Genomic DNA, 20039 nt, shown 5'->3' on the forward strand with positions numbered 1-20039 from the left:
CCTTTCGAAACGTTGTCCCCCACTACCAGGCAGATTCCTAGGCATTACTCACCCGTCCGCCGCTGAATCAAGGAGCAAGCTCCCGTCATCCGCTCGACTTGCATGTGTTAGGCCTGCCGCCAGCGTTCAATCTGAGCCATGATCAAACTCTTCAGTTCAATACTGCTTGGGTTTTTAAGAAACCCTAAACTTGGCTCAGCAATCTCAAATGACTATGTGATTTCTCGCATGGCCACTTGTGATGCTGATAATCTTTTTGACTATCAGTCCGTACTCACAAGCACCCACACGAATTGCTTGATTCGATTTGTTAAAGAGCGGTTGGTTAAGATCGCTTCGTCTCAACCGAGGCGCGCATTCTACGCTTTCCTCATTTGCTGTCAAGCGTTTATTTTGAAGTTTTTTACCGCTGCTTTCTTTCGAAAGCCAAAAACTTCAATAACTTACCGCTTGCCTCGAAGCGTTGATCGCTGCGAGGAGGCGAATAATACGCGCTTTGAATTTAGAGTCAACACCTTGTTCCAAAAACTTTTCTCAGCCGTTTCGCCTGCCCCCTGGCAACTAATGAAATCGCCACGAATCTGTAGAGAACCCCACCACGGAGCGAAGCGGCCATGAGTGTCGAGCAAAGCGAGAAAACCCCAGGGCTTTCGGCAGATGAAGAGCAGGAAGTCAGCCACAATCAGCCGCCCCGAGCGGCAGTGCTGCACGAGACCATTCGCTACCAGGGCGATCAGGAACTGGAACGGACCGTTGCCGCCTTGTGGTGGTCGGCTGTCGCCGCCGGGTTGTCCATGGGCTTGTCCCTGATGGCCATGGGACTGTTCTATGCCCGCCTGCCAGAGGGTGAAAGTGCCCAGGTAGTCGCCAGCATCGGTTACAGCGCCGGCTTCCTTGCCGTGATCCTGGCCCGCCAGCAACTGTTCACCGAGAACACCCTGACTGCGGTGCTGCCGGTCATGACCAGCCCTACCCTTGCCAACTTCGGCCGCCTTCTGCGGCTCTGGGCTGTGGTGCTGCTGGGCAACCTGGCGGGCACGCTGCTGGTGGCCTGGGTGATGCTCGAGCTGCCGATCTTCGACAGCAAGACCGACATGGCGTTTCTGGAGATCGGCCGCAAGGTCATGAGCAACGACATCAGCCAGATGTTCGCCAAGGGCATCGTCTCGGGCTGGATGATCGCCACCATGGTATGGATGATTCCCTCGATGGAGAACGCCAAGATCTGGATCATCCTGATGATCACCTACCTGATGGCCATTGGCGACTTCACCCATATAGTAGTGGGCTCGGTCGAGGTGTCCTACCTGGTGTGGGCCGGCGAAGAAACCTGGCGCAGCTTCTGGCTGGAGTTTGCCTTGCCGACACTGGCCGGCAACATCATCGGCGGTAGCTTCATTTTCGCGCTCATCAGCCACGCTCAGGTGCGCAGCGACAGCGGCAAGGCACCCTCGCGGCTGTTGGAGCACGAGCGGGCGCAACGCCAGCGTGGCAAAGACGACATCAAGTGACACTCAACGCATTGCCACGCTTCGCTCATTCTTGAGGTTGCGCTGACGCACCGGGCGGGGCTGCCACCAGTTCTGCCCGGCATGCGGCGAGTCGAGGCTCACCCGCTCGCCCATCTGCGGCGTACTGAGCCGTACCTGGGCCTGGTTCGCCAGGGCCAGGATACGCTCGAAGGGTTCCTGCCAGCCGTGGACGGACAAGTCGAACGTGCCATTGTGAATAGGCAGCATCCAGCGCCCACGTAAATCCAGGTGGGCCTGCAGGCTCTGCTCCGGCTGCATGTGCACATCAGGCCAGGCGAGATTGTAGGCGCCGGTCTCGACCAGGGTGAGGTCAAACGGCCCAAAGCGCTCGCCAATCAGCTTGAACCCGTTGAAGTAGCCCGTATCGCCACTGAAGAACACGCGCACGCCTTCGTCGATGATCACCCACGACGCCCACAAGGTACGGTTGCTATCCAACAGGCCGCGCCCGGAAAAGTGCTGGGCCGGGGTAGCAATGAAACGCACACCCTCGACTTCGCTTTCCTGCCACCAGTCCAGCTGACGCACTTTCGTTGGCGCTACACCCCAGCTGATCAGCAGTTCACCCACGCCAAGCGGCGCCAGGAAAACCCCGGTTCGCGATGCCAGCTGGCGGATTGCCCGCTCGTCAAGATGATCGAAGTGGTCGTGCGACAACACCACCGCCGCCAGTGGCGGCAGCTGGTCCAGCCCCAGCGGCGGGGCATGGAACCGCTGCGGGCCGGCCCACTGCACCGGTGAGGCGCGCTCGGCGAATACCGGGTCGGTAATGAAGAAGCGCCCCCGCAACTTCAGCAATACCGTGGAATGGCCCAGCCGCCACAAACTGTGGTCCGGCGCATCGAGCACCTGCTGGCGGGTCATCGGTTGCAGGCTGATTGGCGTAGTTGGCCGGGTATTCGGCGGCTTGCGCAGGAACAGGTATTTCAGTCCGATGCGCAGCTTCTTCAGCACGCCGTCTTTCGGTAGCTGCGCCTGATTGTGAAAACGCCCATCACACTGGGGCGCAGGCTCACCGACAGCATTGGCCAGAGGAACCATCAGCAACACTCCAAGCAACAGGAAAGCCCGCATATTACCCCACAGTGATCGCATCAACCGTGAATTGGCTTGTAAGGTCATTTTTCGGTGGACAAGCACTGTTCGACAATATTCATGCGATTTATGCGATAAACGGTACCCCGGCAGAAGAACATGACCATGATGCACAACCGCAGCGGCAAAGGCCTTTCGTTCGTCAAGCGCATCTACCCGCCACGTGTGGTGGGCATGGGGATCGGCCTGTTCAGCGTCATGGCCGGCGTAGCCCCGCAGTCGCCGCCCACCTGGGTGTGGGGGCTAATGCTGTTCAATGGCCTGTTGTGGCCCCACGTCGCCTACCTGTGGGCGAGCCGGTCGGCAACCCCGTACCGGGCCGAACACCGCAACCTGTTGCTGGACTCGCTGCTGGGCGGGTTCTGGGCCGCCGCCATGCACTTCAACCCGCTGCCGACCGTGACCGTGCTGTCGATGATGACCATGAACAACGTGGCCGCGGGGGGCCGGCAATTGGTGCTAAAAGGGGCTGTTGCGCAACTGGCCGGGATTCTGGTCGGCACCCTGCTGCTCGCCCCCGGCCTGCAATTGAATGCCACTGCACTGCAGATATACGCCTGCCTGCCCATGCTGACGCTGTACCCCCTGGCCCTGGGCTGGGTGTGCTACCGCCTGGCAATCCAACTGGGCGACCATAAACGCCGGCTCAGCGCCCTCAGCCTCACGGACAGCCTCACCGGGTTGCTCAACCACGGCGCCTGGAAAGACCTGTTGCTCCTCAAATACCAAAAATGCAAACAGCAAAAGGCACACGCGGTGATTGCCCTGATCGACATCGATCATTTCAAGACCATCAACGACACCTTTGGCCACGTGGTCGGCGACTGCGTACTGCGCCAGCTCAGTGCCGAGCTGCGCCGCAACCTGCGCGAGTGCGACCAGGCGGGGCGCTACGGTGGCGACGAATTCTGCGTGATCCTGCCAGACACCAGCGAAGCCCAGGCCTGCCAGATCATGGAGCGCCTGCGTGAGCAGGTTTCCGGCTATCGCAACGCGCAGCTCCCTCACCTGCGCATCAGCCTGAGTATTGGCCTGTCCCCCTACGATGCCAGCCTGGAATCACCGGAACACTGGCTGCAACAGGCAGACAGGGCGCTATACACTGCCAAGCACGCTGGCCGCGACCGGGTGAATTTTGCCGCTGGCGCAGCTACGGCACTGAAGCTGGCCTATCCTGATTGAACCTGCTGCCTGAATGCCTGGCGGTAGGTTTCCTGAAGGAGCCGCTCGTGCATGGCCAGGACTGCCAACCTCCCACCCGCCAGCCCTACCCCACGCTTGCAAGTGCGTAACCTGATCGCCGGCTTCAGCACCGTTTACGGTCTGGCTTGCCTGGTCATTCTCGGCGCGCTGTTCAACATCGCCGCAACCCTCGACCAGCAAGAGCGCGACCGCAGCGCCTTCCATGCCAATCAGGCGCTGGAGCAACGGTTACTGGCGTCACGCCAATTCCTGTCCAGTTATGCCGTATGGGAAGACGCCCTGCAGCACTTGTCGGGCGGGGCCGACTGGCACTGGGCCTATGATGAAAAGAACATAGGTGAATCGCTGTACAGCGCCAGCGGGTATGAAGGCGTGTTCGTCGTGGAAAACGGCCACACTACCTATGCCCTGTTCAAAGGCCAGCCCAGCCCTGCAGGCATAGGCACGTACATAGATGCTCCTTTACAGCCGATCATCGACCAGGCCCGGGCGGCGGCAATTACCCGCGAGCAGATTGCCCGCTTCGTGCTGTTCAATGGCTGGCCGGCCGTGCTCACTGCGGCGGCCATACGGCCAGACCGGGATGTCACTGAGAGCGAAGTGAGCCAGGCGCCGGTCTTGCTGTTCGTCGACCAACTGACCGAGGTCAAACTGGCGCAATTGGGTGAACGTGCAGGCCTGGCCGGCATGCGCGTTGAGAAAGAAGACGCAAAAGCCCACCACCACCTGCGCATCAACCTGGGCGACACCGGGTACCACCTGTCCTGGAACAGTGCGTTGCCTGGGCGCCAGCTGCTGCGGGCGGTATTGCCTGCCCTGCTGAGCGCCCTGCTGATCCTTGGGCTGGTCTTGCTCTACCTGTGCCGCCATGCGTGGCGCAGCTCCCGGGCCATCGGCTTGACGCTAGCTCACCTGCAGCAGAGCAACCTGGCGCTGGAGGCCAGCGAGCAACGTTTTCGCGCGGTGGCCGAGTCGGCCTCGGACTGGATCTGGGAGACCGATCGGCATCAGCGTCTGACCTACTTGTCGCAACGCTTTGCCAGGGTGACGGGCTACCCGGTCGAAGACTGGCTCGGCCAACCGCTCAACCAGCTACTGGCCTGCGACACCACACCCTTGTCGCCCTGGCTGGATGCCCTGGCCACCGCCGACCCACAGCAGCTGGCCAACCTGCGCTGCACCTACCGCGACCAGAATGGCCAGAACCGCTATTGCCGGATCTCCGCGCGCGCCATCTGGCACCAGGACACGGCCGTGGGATTGCGCGGCACTGCCAGCGATATCACCGACGAAGTCGAGGCCCATGCGCGTATCCAGCACCTGTCCTTGCACGACCCACTGACCGGGCTGGCCAACCGCAACAAGCTGGCCCGGCACCTGGAACAGGCCCTGCTGCGCGGCACTGACTCACCGCCGTTGACCCTGTTGCTGCTTGACCTGGACAACTTCAAGCCGATCAACGACTCACTCGGCTATGCGGCTGGCGATGCGGTACTGCAGGAAGTGGCAGCCCGCCTGCGCGACACCACCCGCGACGGTGACCTGGTGGCGCGGCTGGGCGGCGACGAGTTCATCGTGGTACTTGGCGGCATGGACAACCGCCAGGAGATCGACCGCTTCTGCGCGCGCCTGATCGGCTTGCTGCAACAACCGGTCATGTTCGACAGCCAAACCCTGCACATTGGCGCCAGCATCGGCATCGCCCAGACCCGCACCCAGGGCTTCGACGCCGGCGAGCTGATTCGCTGTGCCGACATCGCCCTGTACCAGGCCAAGGCAGACGGCAAGAACACATGGCGCTACTTCGCCAGCGAAATGAACCAGCAGATCCAGTACCGGCGGCAACTGGAGAACGATCTGCGCCGCGCCCTGCGCAACCAGGAGTTCGAGTTGCACTACCAGCCGCGCTACCGCCTCAGCGACCTGCGCGTGGTCGCGGTCGAGGCGCTGATACGCTGGCAGCACCCCCAGGAAGGGCTGCTGGGGCCGGATACCTTCATCCCGCTGGCCGAACAGAGCGATATCATTGTCGCGCTGGGCCGCTGGGTGCTGCACGAGGCCTGCCGCACCGCCCTTGACTGGCCTGCCGACATTCTGGTGTCGGTCAACCTGTCACCGGCACAGTTCCTGCGCAGCGATGTGGTGCAAGACGTGCGGGAAATCCTGCTGGGCACGGCATTCCCGGCACAACGCCTGGAACTGGAAATCACCGAGAATGTGATGCTCAACGACATCGAAGGCGCGCTGGGGACCATGCTTTCGCTCAAAGAGCTGGGCGTGCGCCTGAACATGGACGACTTCGGTACCGGCTATTCATCGCTGGGTTACCTGCGTACGTATCCTTTCGACAGCCTCAAGATCGACAAGCGCTTCATCAGTAGCTTGAGCACCAACGGCGGCAGCGACCGTGCGGTGGTCCAGGCCATCATCAACCTGGGCAAGGCAATGGGGCTGACCGTGACGGCCGAGGGCGTGGAAACCGAACAGCAACTTGCCATGCTGCAAAAGGACAGCTGCCATGAAGTACAGGGCTATTACCTGAGCCGACCACTGGATACCGCGGGCATGCGGGCGTTGTTGCAGCGCCCCCGGTAGGCACGGGTCGGGCCGCCCCTACACGGTTGCGCGGTAGCGCTTTGACCAACAGCGAACTTCAGCAAGACGGCTGCACACGTCGCTCGGCGATGATTTCCGGCAAGTCGCCGCGGCGCAGGTAGATGCGCAGCGGCTCAGCGATATTCAAGCGGTCGTCCACGTGCTGCTCCAGCAACAGTGCCAGGCGCTCCCGGCACAGGGCCATGCGCTGCCCCTGCTCGGGGCGCCAGACAAACTCGCTGCAGGGGGTGATGCTGGCGTCAGCGACATCCATACCGAACGCGTCTTCGGAAAAACGCACGATATGAACGCCGCGCTTATGATGAAAGCCGACGAAGCCTTTGAGCTGCTCAGCTGCGTTGCAGATGTCCTGGGAAGTAATGGCCATGGCGTAACCTCGTGATGAAATCGGAAGATACGCACGCTGGGCAGCACAGGGTCGCCTCTGCCGGGCGCCTCGCCAGTCCAAGCCTAATACAAGCGGCCGTGCGTGCGCCATGACCCGGCTCAACTTCACGCCGTAGCATCGACCTCGCTGCTAAGCACCTCTGCCAGCCACTGCATGAACGCCTGCACCCGGCGGGGTACATGCCGTTGCCGCGCATACAGCAACGACACGGGCATTGCCGGCGCCTGCCAGGCCGGCAGCAGCGCGACCAGTTCGCCGCGCTGCAGGTGTTCGGCCACCCCCACGGCCGGTACCTGTATCAGCCCCAGCCCGGCCAGGCAAGCTGCCGAATAGGCTTCGGCATTATTGACCGTTACCGCCCCAGCCATGGGCTGGTACTGCACCTGCCCACCTTGCACGTATTCGAAGCCGGCGCAGCGCCCCCCCAGGTTGCGCACGTAGTGCACCAATTGATGCCCTGCCAGGTCCTGCAGGGTACGGGGCACCCCATAGCGCGCCAGATAAGCCGGGCTGGCACAGTTGCGCATGCTCAATTGCCCGACCGGCCTGGCCACGACATCCAGGTCATGCAAGGCGCCGATGCGCATCACGCAGTCGAAGCCCTCACGCAGCAAATCGACCTGCCGATCGGTGGAACTGAGCTCCACCTGCAAACGCGGAAAACGCCGCAGGAACTGGGGTAACGCGGGAATGATGACCCGCCGCGCCATCATCGTCGGCAGGTCGACACGCAGGCGCCCGGCCAGTTCGGCATCATCGGCGCTGAACAGGCTCTCGATCTCGTCCATACCTGACAGCAGGTCCTTGCTGCGTGCGTACAGCAAGGCACCATCCTGCGTGGCCTGCACCCGGCGGGTGGTGCGATTGAACAGTTGCGTACCCAGCAGACGCTCCAGCGCCCTGACCTGTTCCGACACCGTCGAACGCGGCAAGCCCAAGCTCTCGGCGGCCAGGGTAAAGCTGTTCACTTCACTGACCCGCACAAAGGTCCGCAACAATTCCAACTTGTTCACGCCCGCCCTCGATCATCCGGTTTAGGCGAACAGTATTTCCATTTTTGCAGGATTTAACAGCCGCGAGCCGACCAATAACCTGTGCGCACCCACCCATCACGAGGTTCTTACCATGACCCGCAAGATTGCCCTGATCACCGGCGCAAGCCGCGGCCTTGGCCGCAATACCGCCGAGCATCTGGCCGCCCGAGGCATCGATATCATCGGTACCTACCATAGCAAGGCACAAGAAGCACAGGCCGTGGCGGCCGCCCTGGAGCAGGCAGGGGTGAAGGCGACCATGTTGCAACTGGATGTCGGTGACGCCAGCAGCTTTGCCGGCTTTGCCGAGCGGCTGGCGGCTGCCTTGCAGCAGCACTACGGTCGGCAACGTTTCGACTTTTTGGTGAACAATGCCGGCATCGGGTTGAACGTGCCGTACGCCGATACCAGCGAGGCGCAGTTCGACCAACTGCTGAACATTCAGCTCAAAGGCCCGTTCTTCCTCACCCAGCGCCTGTTGCCACTGCTGGTCGATAACGGCCGGATCATCAACATTTCGACCGGGCTGGCGCGGTTTGCCCTCCCAGGGTACGCCGCCTATGCCGCCATGAAAGGCGCGATGGAAGTGCTGACCCGCTACCAGGCCAAGGAACTGGGCGCCCGGGGCATTCGCGTGAACATCCTGGCGCCGGGGGCCATCGAGACCGATTTTGGCGGTGGCGTAGTGCGGGACAACCCGCAGGTGAATGACTACATTGCTGGCAACACCGCGCTGGGACGGGTGGGTATGCCGGATGACATCGGCGCGGCGATCGCCTTGTTGCTGGAAGACGGTAATGGCTGGATCACCGGGCAGCGCCTGGAGGTTTCGGGCGGTATGTTCCTGTAGTGCCGGGTGCCTGAGCCACGGCTCAAAGCTCATGCACCTGCACACTGGCAGTCATCCCCGCACTCAGGGTCACGCCGTCGGGCACCTGGTCCAGGCGGATTCTCACCGGTATCCGCTGGGCCAGGCGCACCCAGTTGAAGGTCGGTTCCACCTCTGGCAGCAGCTGGCTGTCCGGGTTGCTGTTGCTGTCTGTGATGCCGCGGCTGATGCTTTCGACATGCCCCTGCATGGGTTCGCCTGCGCCCATCAGCCAGACCTTCACCGGGTCACCCACGCGAATGCGCGGCAGCTTGGTTTCCTCGAAGTAGGCCTGGATATAGAACGTCGAATCGTCCACCAAGGCCATCACCGACTGGCCGGTGTTCACATAGTTGCCTTCGGCCAGGCGCAGGTTGGTGATATGCCCGCTGCGCGGCGCACGCACTTCACTGCGCGCCAGGTTGATCTTCGCCACCTGCAACTGCGCCTGGGCTTCGTGCAACTCGCCCCGGGCGATGGCAGCATTGATCTGCGCGTTCTCCCGCAGTTCGGCACTGATCGCCTCGGGCCCCAGGGCGGTACGCCGGGCTGCTTCACTCTCGCGCAGGCGCAGCTGCTGAGCGCGGGTTTGCGTCACCGCACTGGCCTGGTCGAACGCGGCCTGGAAGCGCTCGCGGTCGATGCTCATCAGAAGCTCCCCCGCCTTGACCTGCTGGTTGTCATGCACCTTGAGCTGGCGCACCCAGCCGGAAACGTCAGGTGCAATCACCACCACATCGGCGCGCACACGGGCATCCCGTGTCCAGGGGGTAAGCATGTAGTACTGCCACAGTTGGTAGCCGGCCAGCACGGCCAGGGCCACCACGCACAGGGTTACAAGAGTACGTACGGCCGCACGCATCGAAACACTCCTTTATAAAGCTCCCAGCAGGCGTACCACCAGGAACAGCACACAAACGAAAACCGCCGCATCGAACAGCGCTTCATGCCAGATCCAGCGCGCCAACGGCGTGGCCTGCACCAGCAAGCGCAGCAGGCCGGTAAGCGCCAGCGCCAGCAACACATAAAGCAGAAACGGGCTGAGCAGCACGCCGCCCACTTCCCATTCACGCAATCCCATGGGCTTCCTCCTGCCAGCGGCACCACTTGCCCCAGCTTTTCTGCAACTGCAATACCGCGCCCTCGGCCAACCGCAGCGGGTCGCTCGCAGGCTGGCGGTGCAACGCAGCAATGAACCGTTCGCTGGCACTGTCCAGCTGTTGCCCACGCCCAGCGGCAGGCCCTTTGGCCAGTACCGCCTCCACCTGCTGCAAGTACTCCCGCTCGGCGCCGCCCAGCGGCGCCTGTGCGACCGCCAGGCACATGCGCAGGTGCACCAGTTCATCACCGATATCCAGCCCGTGCAGGCCATCGTCCCAGCGCTTGCGCTCAGCCTCGGGCAACTCGCTGGCATGCCGCGCCAACTGCATCAGGCGGTCGGCCATGCGCCCGCCGAACCAGGTATCGGCCCCGCGCAGGTCACGCCGGGTCAGGCGTACCAGGTCACTCTGGGTTGCAGCACGCAGACGCCGCCCAAGCCAGGCCGGGTGACGAAACACCAACAAGCGAAACGCCATGACCGCTGCCGACACCCCTACCAGCATGGCCAAGGCACTGTTGAGCATGGTCGCCACGCTGAACTGCATGGCATTCACCGGCGACACCAGTACGATGAAGTGCAGGCAATAAGAGGTGGCAGTGGCGCCAGTACGCGGGTGGGCCATACCCAGCGCGCCGAACAACAGCGGCACCCCCATACCCAGGCAAAGCAGCGCGAAGCTGCTCCATTGCGGCAGCAGAATCTGCCCGACCAGGAACGCTACCGGTATGGCCAGGCAGATCCCGCGCAGGAAACTCAAGCCAATCTGCGCGCCATTCTCGCGGCTGGCGAACAGGCTGCAGACCACACAGGTCAGCACCAGGCCGCCCGGCGCCGAAGGCCAGGCGGTGGCCAGCCAGAAAGCGCTCATCACCAGAAACGCCAGTGCGCTACGCGAACCGAACAGCAAGGCCAGCGACCAATCGCGGTGCACGGCCAGGCCTTGGGCGACATCCTTCGGCGCCGTGCCCGTCTCCACAGCGTCCAGCGCCTGGCCGGCGGCCATTGCGTAATCCAGCAGCAGGGCCATGCGCGCCAGGCAGTAGTGCTCAACCGAACTTATATGCTCATCGTGGGCGGCATCCCAGACGCGCTGGCGCAGCAACAACAGGCTGGGCTGGTCGGGCTTGTCCAGCAGCGCCCGAACTTCAGACAACCAGGGGGCCAGGTGTTCCGCCTGCTGCTGATCCAGTTGCCGCCACTGCCGGCGCACCGACCGGGAAATACGCAACAGCACCATCAGCTTCTGGCTTAGCCCCCGAATGGCACGGGCACGCTGACGCCCGCGGTTGCCTTCGAACCAGGCATGCTCGCGCTGGCTGTCGATGGCAACGATGCGCCCCAGGCTCTCTAGCAAGCCCCTGCGTGCATCGTCCTCGCCACCGAGCATCGCACTGGCGGCCTGCAGGCCGTTCTGCCAGGCCTGGCGCGCCTGGCCGCCAAGTTGCTGCTCGACCCGCATGGGCCAGAGCAAGGCACTGCTGGCCGTGGCGCAGAAAATACCCAGGCTGATCTCGGTGCAGCGGGCCACCGCCTGGTCGAACACCTGCAGCGGGTGGTCGATGGCCGGCAAGGTGATGATCGCTGCGGTGTAGCCGGCCAGCACGAATGCATAGGCCCAGGCACTGCGCAACTGGGTAGAGGCAGCGGTACACAAGGCCAGCCACAAGGCCAGGGCAATCAGAAACAGCCCCGGGGTCTGGGCGAACAGGCCCAGCAGCACCACCGCCATGACCGTGCCGACCAGGGTCCCGGCCAACCGCGCCAGGCCTTTCTGCACCACCATGCCAGACAGCGGCTGGGCAACGATAAACGCCGTCATCAGTGCCCAGGACGGCTGCTCCAGGCCCCAACGCATTGCCAGCCACAACGCCAGGCCACCACCGAGCAGGGTTTTGATGGCGAACTTGATGGCGAGGGGGGAGGGGGCGAACAGGGCCTGAAGCGTGATGGGCACTGGGCGAACCTTGCGGGGATGGTAGTAATGAAAAGATAGACAATGGCGCAGAGAATAAGGTGAAAATGAATAATTAGCTAGCTACTCATCTTCATCGAAATCCAGCCGCTGCACCAGCGCGCGCCACGCTGCGCAACCGCTGGCATGAGCCCTGCTGCCCCGCAGGCCACACGTAAATGCCAGGCAAAAAAAATGGGCGACCGAAGTCGCCCTAAATGCCTTGCGTGCTCGTGTACCCGGAAGGTCAGCGCGGCTTGCGCTTGTTCGAGTCCTTCCAGATGAAAATGCCCAGACCGGCAAAGAAAGCAACCATCAGCCCGACCGTTACCACACCGGCGATAACCACATTGTCGAAGAACATGCTGGCCTCCCCATTCGCTTGCCGCTGTCCGATGGGAGAACGTTAACCAATGTCGGGCGAGGGAAAATTGATCAGGGTCAATGGTGCCCGGACCCGGGCACACGAGGCAGGTGCAGGGTTGACCTGCGTCAAGTTTCAGCGCTTCTTCGGCTTGCCCTTGGGCTTCTTTTTCTTGCCGGTGTTCAACGGCAGGGCCTGCTCGAATGCATTGCGCATTTCGTTCAGGCGCTTTTCCTTGAGGTCATGCACGCGCTTGGCGCGTTCAGCATCGAAATCGATAAGGTTGTCTTGGCTCATGGGTGGGCTCGACGATCAACGGAGACTTGCATGATGAAGCCCGACGCCGGCGCTGACCAGCCCCGTGTCAGACTTCGATGTCCACCAGCAGCCCTTGGCGGTTGGGCTCGTCCATCAATGGCACGACCGGGACGGTATTGTCGGCGTTGACCTCGTCGCCAGGCTCGGGGTTATAGCGCCCTGCCCCACGCTGCTGGCGCCGTTGCTGCTGGCGGCGCTGCTCATCACGCAACAGCAGTGCCTGCTCTTGAGGATCGCGTTGCTGCTTGAGGTCGATGGCGGTTTCGCCGGACGCAGGCTGCGCCGGTACCACTGGCTTGATGTCAGGGGTAGGTTTGACCGGGTCCTGTTGCGAGGTCACCGGGGCGGCACTGAGCGGTATGATCGGCGGCAGCATGGGCGTTCTCCTATGCCCGCTGTATCGGCAGGCGCGGCATTACCTTGATTTCAGGCCCAGCCTTTACTCCACATCATCGTCAGGCTCGTCGTCACTGGGCGGGCTGGCTTCGCTCCAGGGGCGCTTGTAGACCTGCTGCCAGACCGCATCCATGTGGTCACGCAACACCTGCGGGGCGTGCTTGAGCGAAGCGCTGTCGGTGCGCTCGCCCCCCACCGGGTCCTCGCCTGCGGGGCTGATCAGCGACTGCCCGGTAATGGTGTAGCTGGCCTGCCCTTCACGCATTTCGATGGCGATGTCGTGGGGGTCGATACCCCCGCCGCAAAAGGCGTGACTGGCAACTGTCACTTCGGCCACGCCATCTTTGTTCAGGTCGCTGACGTCACTGACATCGGTATAGAAGTCGACATCCAGGTCCAGGCCGGGGCACGTGGTTTCCTGCTCGATCTGCCAGCGGGCCTTGAACGCATCGCTTTGCGCCGTGCGCCCGTACAAGGTGGCCTTGAGCACCACCTTGTCGACCTCCTGCTCGCTTTCCGGGTCGCTGGCCTGGCCATCGCTGCGGCTCAATACCAGCAGCCCTTCGCCATCGCGGTCGCGAAAATGCACGCTCTTGATCGGCGCCTGCACGCCCAGCACCTCAAGCTGATCGGTTGGTATAGGGGCCAAAGGCTCGAAGGTTTTCTGCTCGCAGGCACTGAGCAGCAACAGGCTGCCCACGGCCATGGAAGCGCTGATCCAGCTGTGCTTGGCAGACATGTTGGTGCGTGGCCCTCGTCGGCGGTGCGGTACAGAGCGGTGAAACGGCTAGACTGATGGCTTTCGGCACCATTAGGTGCGCTCGGCACTTTGGTCTCACCGGCCGATCCGTTAACATAATCGGCTTTTTCATCGCGGGAGTTCAGGCAGTATGGCGCAGCAGTATCAACCGGGGCAACGCTGGATCAGCGACAGCGAAGCAGAGCTCGGCCTGGGTACCATCCTGGCGCAGGATGGCCGCCTGTTGACCGTGCTCTACCCGGCCACTGGCGACACGCGCCAGTATTCCCTGCGCAATGCGCCGCTGACTCGCGTACGCTTCGCGCCAGGTGACCAGATCACCCACTTCGAAGGCTGGAAGCTGACCGTACGCGAGGTCGAGGACATCGACGGGCTGATGGTCTACCACGGCCTCGACGGGCAGAACCAGCCGCGCACCTTGCCGGAAACCCAGCTCTCGAATTTCATTCAGTTCCGCCTGGCCAGCGACCGCCTGTTCGCCGGGCAGATCGACCCTTTGTCGTGGTTCAGCCTGCGCTACAACACACTGCAGCACACCAGCAAGCAGATGCAGTCGGCGCTGTGGGGGCTGGGTGGTTGCCGCGCTCAGCCAATCGCTCACCAGTTGCACATTGCCCGCGAAGTCGCCGACCGCAGCGCGCCGCGGGTACTGCTGGCCGACGAAGTGGGCCTGGGCAAGACCATCGAGGCTGGCCTGGTCATTCACCGCCAGTTGCTGACGGGCCGTGCCAGCCGAGTACTGATCCTGGTGCCGGAGAACCTTCAGCACCAGTGGCTGGTAGAAATGCGCCGGCGCTTCAACTTGCAGGTGGCGCTGTTCGACGCCGAACGCTTCATCGAAAGCGACGCCAGCAACCCGTTCGATGACGCCCAGTTGGCACTGGTGGCCCTGGAGTGGTTGGTAGAGGACGAGAAGGCCCAGGATGCGCTGTTTGCTGCCGGCTGGGACCTGATGGTTGTCGATGAGGCTCATCACCTGGTCTGGCACGAGGACCAGGTCAGCGCCGAATACGCCCTGGTCGAGCAACTGGCCCAGGTGATTCCTGGCGTACTGCTGCTTACCGCTACCCCTGAGCAGCTTGGCCAGGACAGCCACTTCGCTCGCCTGCGCCTGCTCGACCCCAACCGTTTCCATGACCTGGCCGCCTTCCGCGCCGAAAGCGATCACTACCGCCCGGTCGCCGAAGCCGTGCAAGAGCTGCTCGACGAAGGCCGCCTGTCGCCGAAGGCACACGCCACCATCCAGGGCTTCCTGGGGGCTGAGGGCGAAGCGCTGCTGGCCGCGGTCAGCGATGGCGATACCCAGGCCAGCGCGCGGCTGATCCGTGAGCTGCTCGACCGCCACGGCACTGGCCGGGTGCTGTTCCGTAACACCCGCGCGGCGGTCCAGGGCTTCCCGGAGCGCCAACTGCACCCTTACCCGGTGGCCATGCCCGAGCAATACCGCGAGCTGCCGCCAGGCGAGAAAGCCGAGCTGTACCCGGAGGTCGCCTTCCAGGCACAGGGTGACAGCACCGACGACGCGCGCTGGTGGCGTTTCGACCCAAGGGTCGACTGGTTGATCGACACCCTGAAAATGCTCAAGCGCACCAAGGTGCTGGTCATCTGTGCCCACGCCGAAACCGCCATGGACCTGGAAGACGCCCTGCGCGTGCGCTCCGGCATTCCGGCCTCGGTGTTCCACGAGGGCATGAGCATTCTGGAGCGCGACCGGGCAGCCGCCTACTTTGCCGATGAAGAGTTCGGCGCCCAGGTGCTGATCTGCTCCGAGATCGGCAGCGAAGGCCGCAACTTCCAGTTTTCGCACCACCTGGTGATGTTCGACCTGCCGGCCCACCCGGACCTGCTGGAACAACGTATCGGTCGTCTGGACCGTATCGGCCAGAAGCACACCATCCAGTTGCATGTGCCCTACCTGCAGGGCAGCCCGCAGGAACGCCTGTTCCAGTGGTACCACGAAGCGCTCAACGCGTTCCTCAACACCTGCCCGACCGGCAACGCCCTGCAACACCAGTTCGGCCCACGCCTGGTGCCGCTGCTCGAAGGCGGCGACAGCAAGGCCTGGGACAGCCTGGTGGCCGACGCCCGTCACGAACGCGAACGCCTGGAAGCCGAACTGCACACCGGCCGCGATCGCTTGCTGGAGCTGAACTCGGGCGGCGCGGGTGAGGGCGAGGCGCTGGTCGAAGCCATCCTCGAGCAGGACGATCAGTTCGCCCTGCCGATCTACATGGAAACGCTGTTCGACGCCTTTGGCATCGACAGCGAAGACCACTCCGAAAACGCCCTCATCCTCAAGCCGAGCGAAAAAATGCTCGACGCCAGCTTCCCGCTGGGCGACGACGAAGGTGTGACCATTACCTACGACCGCGCCCAGGCGCTGTCGCGCGAAGACATGCAGTTCCTGACCTGGGAACACCCGATGGTGCAAGGCGGCATGGACCTGGTGCTGTCCGGCTCCATGGGCAATACTGCCGTCGCCCTGATCAAGAACAAGGCGCTCAAGCCCGGTACCGTGCTGCTCGAACTGCTGTTCGTCAGTGAGGTGGTGGCACCGCGAAGCCTGCAACTGGGCCGTTACCTGCCCCCAGCGGCGCTGCGCTGCCTGCTCGATGCCAACGGCAACGACCTGGCCTCACGCGTAGCGTTCGAAACGCTCAACGACCAGCTTGAAAGCGTGCCACGGGCCAGCGCCAACAAGTTTGTCCAGGCGCAGCGCGACGTGTTGACCAAGCGCATCAGCGGTGGCGAAGAGAAGATCCTGCCGACCCACATCGAGCGTGTGGCCGAAGCCCAGCGCCGCCTGGCTGCGGAGGCCGACGAAGAACTGGCGCGCCTGCTCGCTTTGCAAGCGGTAAACCCAAGCGTGCGTGACAGCGAAATCGACGCCCTGCGCAAGCAGCGCGAAGAGGGCCTGGCAATGCTGGAAAAAGCTGCGCTGCGCCTGGAAGCCATTCGTGTACTAGTCGCCGGCTGACGCCGAACCAGCACCGCTACCCATGGGCAGCGCGTGTGCCCGCGAAAACCGGCGTATCCGGTGCCTGGCAACGTGCCAGGCACGTCGCGGGCATGCTGCCCTTGAGTAGTTGCCATATTTCCGACAGCGATTAGGTTGATAACCAAATCGTAGAGATCAATGTGCCATTATCCAGGAAGGGTTAAACACTTGTTCCTATACTGCCTCTGGGCAGTCTGCACAGGGTTGTAGCGCAGACGAGTGAAAACTCGATCGAGAGGCATTCCATGGAGTGGCTGGGGCTGCAACTGTTCGCCGACCTGCCGGCAACCGGACGTATCCTGCTCGATTGTCGACATGAGCCGCTGTTGGTGCTGCTCGCCTACCTAGTAGCCTGCGCAGGCTGCTTCGCCACCCTCGACATGGCCGAACGCCAGTCCCACAGCGAAGACCCTAACGCCCACCGGCAATGGAACGTACTGGGCGCCTGCTGCCTGGCCGGCGGCATCTGGGCCATGCATTTCATCAGCATGCTGGCCTTCCAGGCGTCTGTCGAAGTGCACTACGACCTGGCGCTGACCATCCTTTCCCTGTTCATTGCCCTGGCGGTTGCCTGGCTGGCCATGCGCAGCCTCGATCGCAAGGACATGCGCACGCCACACATCGTGCAAAGCGCGGGACTGATCGGCATGGGCATCGTCCTCATGCACTTTGTCGGCATGGCCGCGATGCAAACCGGCGCCCGGCAGTACTACCAGACCGGCCCGCTGCTGGGCGCTGCCATCATCGCCCCGCTGACCAGCCTGATGGCATTGTACCTGGCGCGCTATTTTCGCAATGGCAGCGGCACGCTGTACCAGGCCGCGAAGTACGGCGCCAGCCTGCTGATCGCCGCTGGCATGGTGGCTACCCATTTCATGGCGATGTCGGGGATGACCCTGGTCATCCCCAGCGATACGGCACTGCGCTTGCCGTCTGGCGAAAACAGCCTGCAACTGGCGCTGGGCATCGGTTTCATCACCTTGCTGATCAGCGGTGCCAGCATCAGTGCGGCCCTGGCTGACAAGAAGTTGCAAAGCAAGGAGCATGACCTGCGCCGGGTCAGCGTACTGCTCAGCGAACTGGACCAGGCCCGCGCCTCGCTGCAGCAGGCAGCGCACTACGATGCACTGACCAACCTGGTCAACCGCCGTGGTTTCAACCAACTGTTCGCCGAACGCCTGGCCGAGCACCTGGCCAGCGAAAGCCGCCTGGCGGTGATGTTCCTGGATATCGACCATTTCAAACGCATCAATGACAGCCTTGGCCACCACGCCGGCGATGAACTGCTCAAGGTCATCGCCAACCATATCAAGGCCGCGACCCGCAGCCAGGACCTGGTGGCACGCTTTGGCGGCGACGAGTTCTGCGTGGTCACCAGCCTCAACAGCCGCGACGAAGCCCGCCACCTGGCCCAGCGCATCATGCAACGCATGAAGGACCCCATCGAGCTTTGCGGCAGACGCATGGTGATGACCACCAGTATCGGGGTCAGTATCTTTCCGGATGATGGCAGCAATGCCGAAGAGCTGCTCAAGCATGCGGACCTGGCCCTGTACCAGTCCAAGGACAACGGCCGCAACAGCCTGAACTTTTTCAATGACAGCCTCAAAGCACGCGCCTCGATTGCCCTGCAACTGGAAGAGGAGTTGCGACTGGCGTTGCTGGAGGAGCGCGGCCTGTGCGTGCATTACCAGCCGATCTTCGACCAGCGCACTGGGCGGGTGGCCAAGCTGGAAGCCCTGGTACGCTGGCAGCACCCCCAGCATGGTCTGCTTGGGCCCGACCGGTTCATCGGCATAGCCGAAGCCAACGGTCTGATCGTCGACCTGGACTTGTGGGTGTTACGGCACGCCTGCTCCGACCTGGCCCAGCTGCAGCACGGCGGTTACGGCGAACTCAAGGTCACGGTCAACTGCTCGGCGGTGACCCTCAGCCATGACGAACTGCCCAACGAGGTGGAAACAGCCTTGTTCCACGCCGGTGTTTCAGCGCACCAGCTGGAGCTGGAAGTCACCGAAAACGCCTTGATGGGCGATATCCAGCGCACGGTCAACCTGCTCAAACGGGTCCGTGCCCTGGGCGTCGCCCTGTCGATCGACGACTTCGGCACCGGCTACTCGTCCCTGGCCTACCTCAAGCACCTGCCTCTGGACGTGCTGAAGATCGACCGCACCTTCCTGCAAGGCGTGCCGGCCAGCCAGAAGGACCGTGAAATTGTCCAGGCTATCATCGTGATGGCGCATACCCTGCACTTGCAAGTGGTCAGCGAAGGCGTGGAAACCGAGGAGCAGCAGGCGTTTCTGGCAGAGCACGCCTGCGATTACCTGCAAGGCTTTCTGCTCGGGCGGCCAATGCCCTGGGCCGAGCTGCAACCCATGCTGGACCGGCTGCAGCGCACCCGCGTGGTGCTTACCCCTTGCTGCGATACAGCGTTACCAGGGTCGCCGGATCTTTATGCAGGTAACCCTGGCTACCGTGCAGGCGCATCAGTTGCGCGGCGAGGCCACTGAGCGGTGTGGCCGAACCCTGCTCACGCGAGAACTTGACCGCGCCGTCCAAGTCCTTGAGCAAAGTGCGCACGTGCCATTTGACCGGCTCGAAGCGGCTCTCGGCCATTTGCGGTGCCAGGATCTGCAACGGTCTGGAATCGGCAAAACCACCGGCCAACGCCTCGGCCAGCAGCGTGGCGTCCACCCCGGCCTGCTCGGCCAAGGCCACCACTTCGGCAATCACCAGCGCATTGCAGGCGACGATCATCTGGTTGCACGCCTTGGTCACCTGGCCCGCGCCCACCGCCCCCATGTGCGTGACACGCTGGCCCAGCACCTCCAGTACCGGCTGAGCGCGCTGCAGGTCCGCCGCTTCGCCACCGACCATGATCGCCAGTGTGCCAGCTTCGGCACCGGCGGTGCCGCCTGACACTGGCGCATCGAGCCAGGCCATGCCGCACAGTGCTGCCAGCTCGGCCGCCATTTCGCGGGTGGCAGTGGGCTCCAGGCTCGAGCAGTCGATCAGCAACTGGCCACCGCGGCCACCCTCGGCAACGCCTTGCTCGCCAAACACCACCTCACGCACCACAGCCGTGTCGGCCAGGCACAACAACACCATGTCGCTGTCACGGCACAGTTCGGCCGGGCTGCGAGCCAGGCGAGCACCGGCGTCGACCAGCGCGGCACACTTGTCCGGGCTGCGGTTCCAGATCGTCAGCGGATAGCCCGCAGCCAGCAACCGGCGGCACATGGGCAAGCCCATCAGGCCAATGCCGGCAAAACCAAGTGAAGGTAGTGCAGTGTTCATCAATGACTCCCGTCAGATTCGATATCGAGCTGGGTTGCGGGGCAACCTCATTACGCATCCCGTAAACTGTTACCGCCACGCCGAATTGTTACTTACCTCCACCCGCCTTGAGCAGCA

General features: G+C 63.0%; 17 protein-coding genes and 1 rRNA gene. 6 read left to right on the forward strand and 12 right to left on the reverse strand.

What is annotated here, in order from left to right; translation table 11 throughout:
- A 16S ribosomal RNA gene (locus ACF8SD_RS06735) occupies positions 1-158 on the reverse strand; the annotation flags it as partial.
- A 456-nt stretch (positions 159-614) separates the two neighbouring features.
- Here ACF8SD_RS06735 and ACF8SD_RS06740 point away from each other — a divergent pair.
- The gene (locus ACF8SD_RS06740) at positions 615-1511 is read left to right on the forward strand and encodes a formate/nitrite transporter family protein (RefSeq protein WP_392483854.1); all 897 of its coding nucleotides are present in this window, start codon (positions 615-617) and stop codon (positions 1509-1511) included.
- Between the two features lie 3 nt (positions 1512-1514).
- On the opposite strand, the gene ACF8SD_RS06745 is transcribed toward ACF8SD_RS06740, so the two are convergent.
- Positions 1515-2606 (reverse strand): MBL fold metallo-hydrolase, encoded by a 1092-nt coding sequence (locus tag ACF8SD_RS06745; RefSeq protein WP_173890807.1) that lies wholly within the window; start codon positions 2604-2606, stop codon positions 1515-1517.
- 129 nt (positions 2607-2735) lie between these two features.
- Here ACF8SD_RS06745 and ACF8SD_RS06750 point away from each other — a divergent pair, with 129 nt between their 5' ends.
- Positions 2736-3809, forward strand: a complete 1074-nt coding sequence (locus ACF8SD_RS06750; protein ID WP_173891727.1) for a diguanylate cyclase — start codon at positions 2736-2738, stop codon at positions 3807-3809.
- Positions 3810-3860: 51 nt separating this feature from the next.
- Positions 3861-6425: an EAL domain-containing protein gene (locus tag ACF8SD_RS06755; protein ID WP_392483855.1), complete on the forward strand. Its 2565-nt coding sequence runs from the start codon at positions 3861-3863 to the stop codon at positions 6423-6425.
- 58 nt (positions 6426-6483) lie between these two features.
- Here the strand turns inward: ACF8SD_RS06755 and ACF8SD_RS06760 are convergent, their stop codons facing one another.
- The gene (locus ACF8SD_RS06760; protein ID WP_173890809.1) at positions 6484-6813 is read right to left on the reverse strand and encodes a DUF2025 family protein; all 330 of its coding nucleotides are present in this window, start codon (positions 6811-6813) and stop codon (positions 6484-6486) included.
- Positions 6814-6938: 125 nt separating this feature from the next.
- The gene (locus ACF8SD_RS06765; protein ID WP_392483856.1) at positions 6939-7847 is read right to left on the reverse strand and encodes a LysR family transcriptional regulator; all 909 of its coding nucleotides are present in this window, start codon (positions 7845-7847) and stop codon (positions 6939-6941) included.
- A 112-nt stretch (positions 7848-7959) separates the two neighbouring features.
- On the opposite strand from ACF8SD_RS06765, the gene ACF8SD_RS06770 reads away from it, so the two are divergent.
- Positions 7960-8718 carry an SDR family NAD(P)-dependent oxidoreductase gene (locus tag ACF8SD_RS06770; RefSeq protein WP_173890811.1) on the forward strand — a complete coding sequence of 253 codons (759 nt, stop codon included), beginning with the start codon at positions 7960-7962 and terminating at the stop codon, positions 8716-8718.
- A 22-nt stretch (positions 8719-8740) separates the two neighbouring features.
- Here the strand turns inward: ACF8SD_RS06770 and ACF8SD_RS06775 are convergent, their stop codons facing one another.
- From ACF8SD_RS06775 to ACF8SD_RS06805, 7 genes are all read right to left on the reverse strand, one after another.
- A complete protein-coding gene (locus tag ACF8SD_RS06775) occupies positions 8741-9598 on the reverse strand; it encodes an HlyD family secretion protein (RefSeq protein WP_173890812.1) in 858 nt (285 codons plus the stop codon).
- A gap of 12 nt (positions 9599-9610) precedes the next feature.
- Entirely contained in the window at positions 9611-9817 is a 207-nt protein-coding gene (locus ACF8SD_RS06780; RefSeq protein ID WP_173890813.1) for a DUF1656 domain-containing protein, read from the reverse strand.
- A complete protein-coding gene (locus ACF8SD_RS06785; protein ID WP_392483857.1) occupies positions 9804-11792 on the reverse strand; it encodes an FUSC family protein in 1989 nt (662 codons plus the stop codon). The genes ACF8SD_RS06780 and ACF8SD_RS06785 overlap by 14 nt, the downstream gene beginning before the upstream one ends.
- A gap of 244 nt (positions 11793-12036) precedes the next feature.
- A complete protein-coding gene (gene ccoM, locus ACF8SD_RS06790) occupies positions 12037-12153 on the reverse strand; it encodes a cytochrome c oxidase subunit CcoM (RefSeq protein WP_003254862.1) in 117 nt (38 codons plus the stop codon).
- Between the two features lie 135 nt (positions 12154-12288).
- The gene (locus ACF8SD_RS06795) at positions 12289-12450 is read right to left on the reverse strand and encodes a hypothetical protein (RefSeq protein WP_009684626.1); all 162 of its coding nucleotides are present in this window, start codon (positions 12448-12450) and stop codon (positions 12289-12291) included.
- Between the two features lie 67 nt (positions 12451-12517).
- A complete protein-coding gene (locus ACF8SD_RS06800; protein WP_009684625.1) occupies positions 12518-12847 on the reverse strand; it encodes a hypothetical protein in 330 nt (109 codons plus the stop codon).
- Positions 12848-12910: 63 nt separating this feature from the next.
- Positions 12911-13606, reverse strand: a complete 696-nt coding sequence (locus ACF8SD_RS06805) for a M949_RS01915 family surface polysaccharide biosynthesis protein (RefSeq protein WP_173890814.1) — start codon at positions 13604-13606, stop codon at positions 12911-12913.
- A gap of 151 nt (positions 13607-13757) precedes the next feature.
- On the opposite strand from ACF8SD_RS06805, the gene rapA reads away from it, so the two are divergent.
- Positions 13758-16604: an RNA polymerase-associated protein RapA gene (gene rapA / locus ACF8SD_RS06810; RefSeq protein WP_392483858.1), complete on the forward strand. Its 2847-nt coding sequence runs from the start codon at positions 13758-13760 to the stop codon at positions 16602-16604.
- Positions 16605-16870: 266 nt separating this feature from the next.
- Positions 16871-19135: a putative bifunctional diguanylate cyclase/phosphodiesterase gene (locus ACF8SD_RS06815; RefSeq protein WP_392483859.1), complete on the forward strand. Its 2265-nt coding sequence runs from the start codon at positions 16871-16873 to the stop codon at positions 19133-19135.
- Here the strand turns inward: ACF8SD_RS06815 and ACF8SD_RS06820 are convergent.
- On the reverse strand, positions 19035-19922 hold the full coding sequence (locus ACF8SD_RS06820) for an NAD(P)-dependent oxidoreductase (RefSeq protein ID WP_173890817.1): 888 nt from the start codon (positions 19920-19922) through the stop codon (positions 19035-19037). The genes ACF8SD_RS06815 and ACF8SD_RS06820 overlap by 101 nt on opposite strands.
- Positions 19923-20039: the final 117 nt, after the last annotated feature.

This window comes from Pseudomonas sp. CJQ_9, from assembly GCF_043106615.1.
GTDB classification, from domain to species: domain Bacteria; phylum Pseudomonadota; class Gammaproteobacteria; order Pseudomonadales; family Pseudomonadaceae; genus Aquipseudomonas; species Aquipseudomonas juntendi.

What these genes read in the sequence shown, in the direction of transcription:
- ACF8SD_RS06740 (WP_392483854.1), top strand. Translation starts at nt 615, where the DNA reads ATGAGTGTCGAGCAAAGCGAGAAAACCCCAGGGCTTTCGGCAGATGAA.
- ACF8SD_RS06745 (WP_173890807.1), bottom strand. Translation starts at nt 2,606, where the DNA reads ATGCGGGCTTTCCTGTTGCTTGGAGTGTTGCTGATGGTTCCTCTGGCC.
- ACF8SD_RS06750 (WP_173891727.1), top strand. Translation starts at nt 2,736, where the DNA reads ATGCACAACCGCAGCGGCAAAGGCCTTTCGTTCGTCAAGCGCATCTAC.
- ACF8SD_RS06755 (WP_392483855.1), top strand. Translation starts at nt 3,861, where the DNA reads ATGGCCAGGACTGCCAACCTCCCACCCGCCAGCCCTACCCCACGCTTG.
- ACF8SD_RS06760 (WP_173890809.1), bottom strand. Translation starts at nt 6,813, where the DNA reads ATGGCCATTACTTCCCAGGACATCTGCAACGCAGCTGAGCAGCTCAAA.
- ACF8SD_RS06770 (WP_173890811.1), top strand. Translation starts at nt 7,960, where the DNA reads ATGACCCGCAAGATTGCCCTGATCACCGGCGCAAGCCGCGGCCTTGGC.
- ACF8SD_RS06775 (WP_173890812.1), bottom strand. Translation starts at nt 9,598, where the DNA reads ATGCGTGCGGCCGTACGTACTCTTGTAACCCTGTGCGTGGTGGCCCTG.
- ACF8SD_RS06780 (WP_173890813.1), bottom strand. Translation starts at nt 9,817, where the DNA reads ATGGGATTGCGTGAATGGGAAGTGGGCGGCGTGCTGCTCAGCCCGTTT.
- ccoM (WP_003254862.1), bottom strand. Translation starts at nt 12,153, where the DNA reads ATGTTCTTCGACAATGTGGTTATCGCCGGTGTGGTAACGGTCGGGCTG.
- ACF8SD_RS06795 (WP_009684626.1), bottom strand. Translation starts at nt 12,450, where the DNA reads ATGAGCCAAGACAACCTTATCGATTTCGATGCTGAACGCGCCAAGCGC.
- ACF8SD_RS06800 (WP_009684625.1), bottom strand. Translation starts at nt 12,847, where the DNA reads ATGCTGCCGCCGATCATACCGCTCAGTGCCGCCCCGGTGACCTCGCAA.
- ACF8SD_RS06805 (WP_173890814.1), bottom strand. Translation starts at nt 13,606, where the DNA reads ATGTCTGCCAAGCACAGCTGGATCAGCGCTTCCATGGCCGTGGGCAGC.
- rapA (WP_392483858.1), top strand. Translation starts at nt 13,758, where the DNA reads ATGGCGCAGCAGTATCAACCGGGGCAACGCTGGATCAGCGACAGCGAA.
- ACF8SD_RS06815 (WP_392483859.1), top strand. Translation starts at nt 16,871, where the DNA reads ATGGAGTGGCTGGGGCTGCAACTGTTCGCCGACCTGCCGGCAACCGGA.
- ACF8SD_RS06820 (WP_173890817.1), bottom strand. Translation starts at nt 19,922, where the DNA reads ATGAACACTGCACTACCTTCACTTGGTTTTGCCGGCATTGGCCTGATG.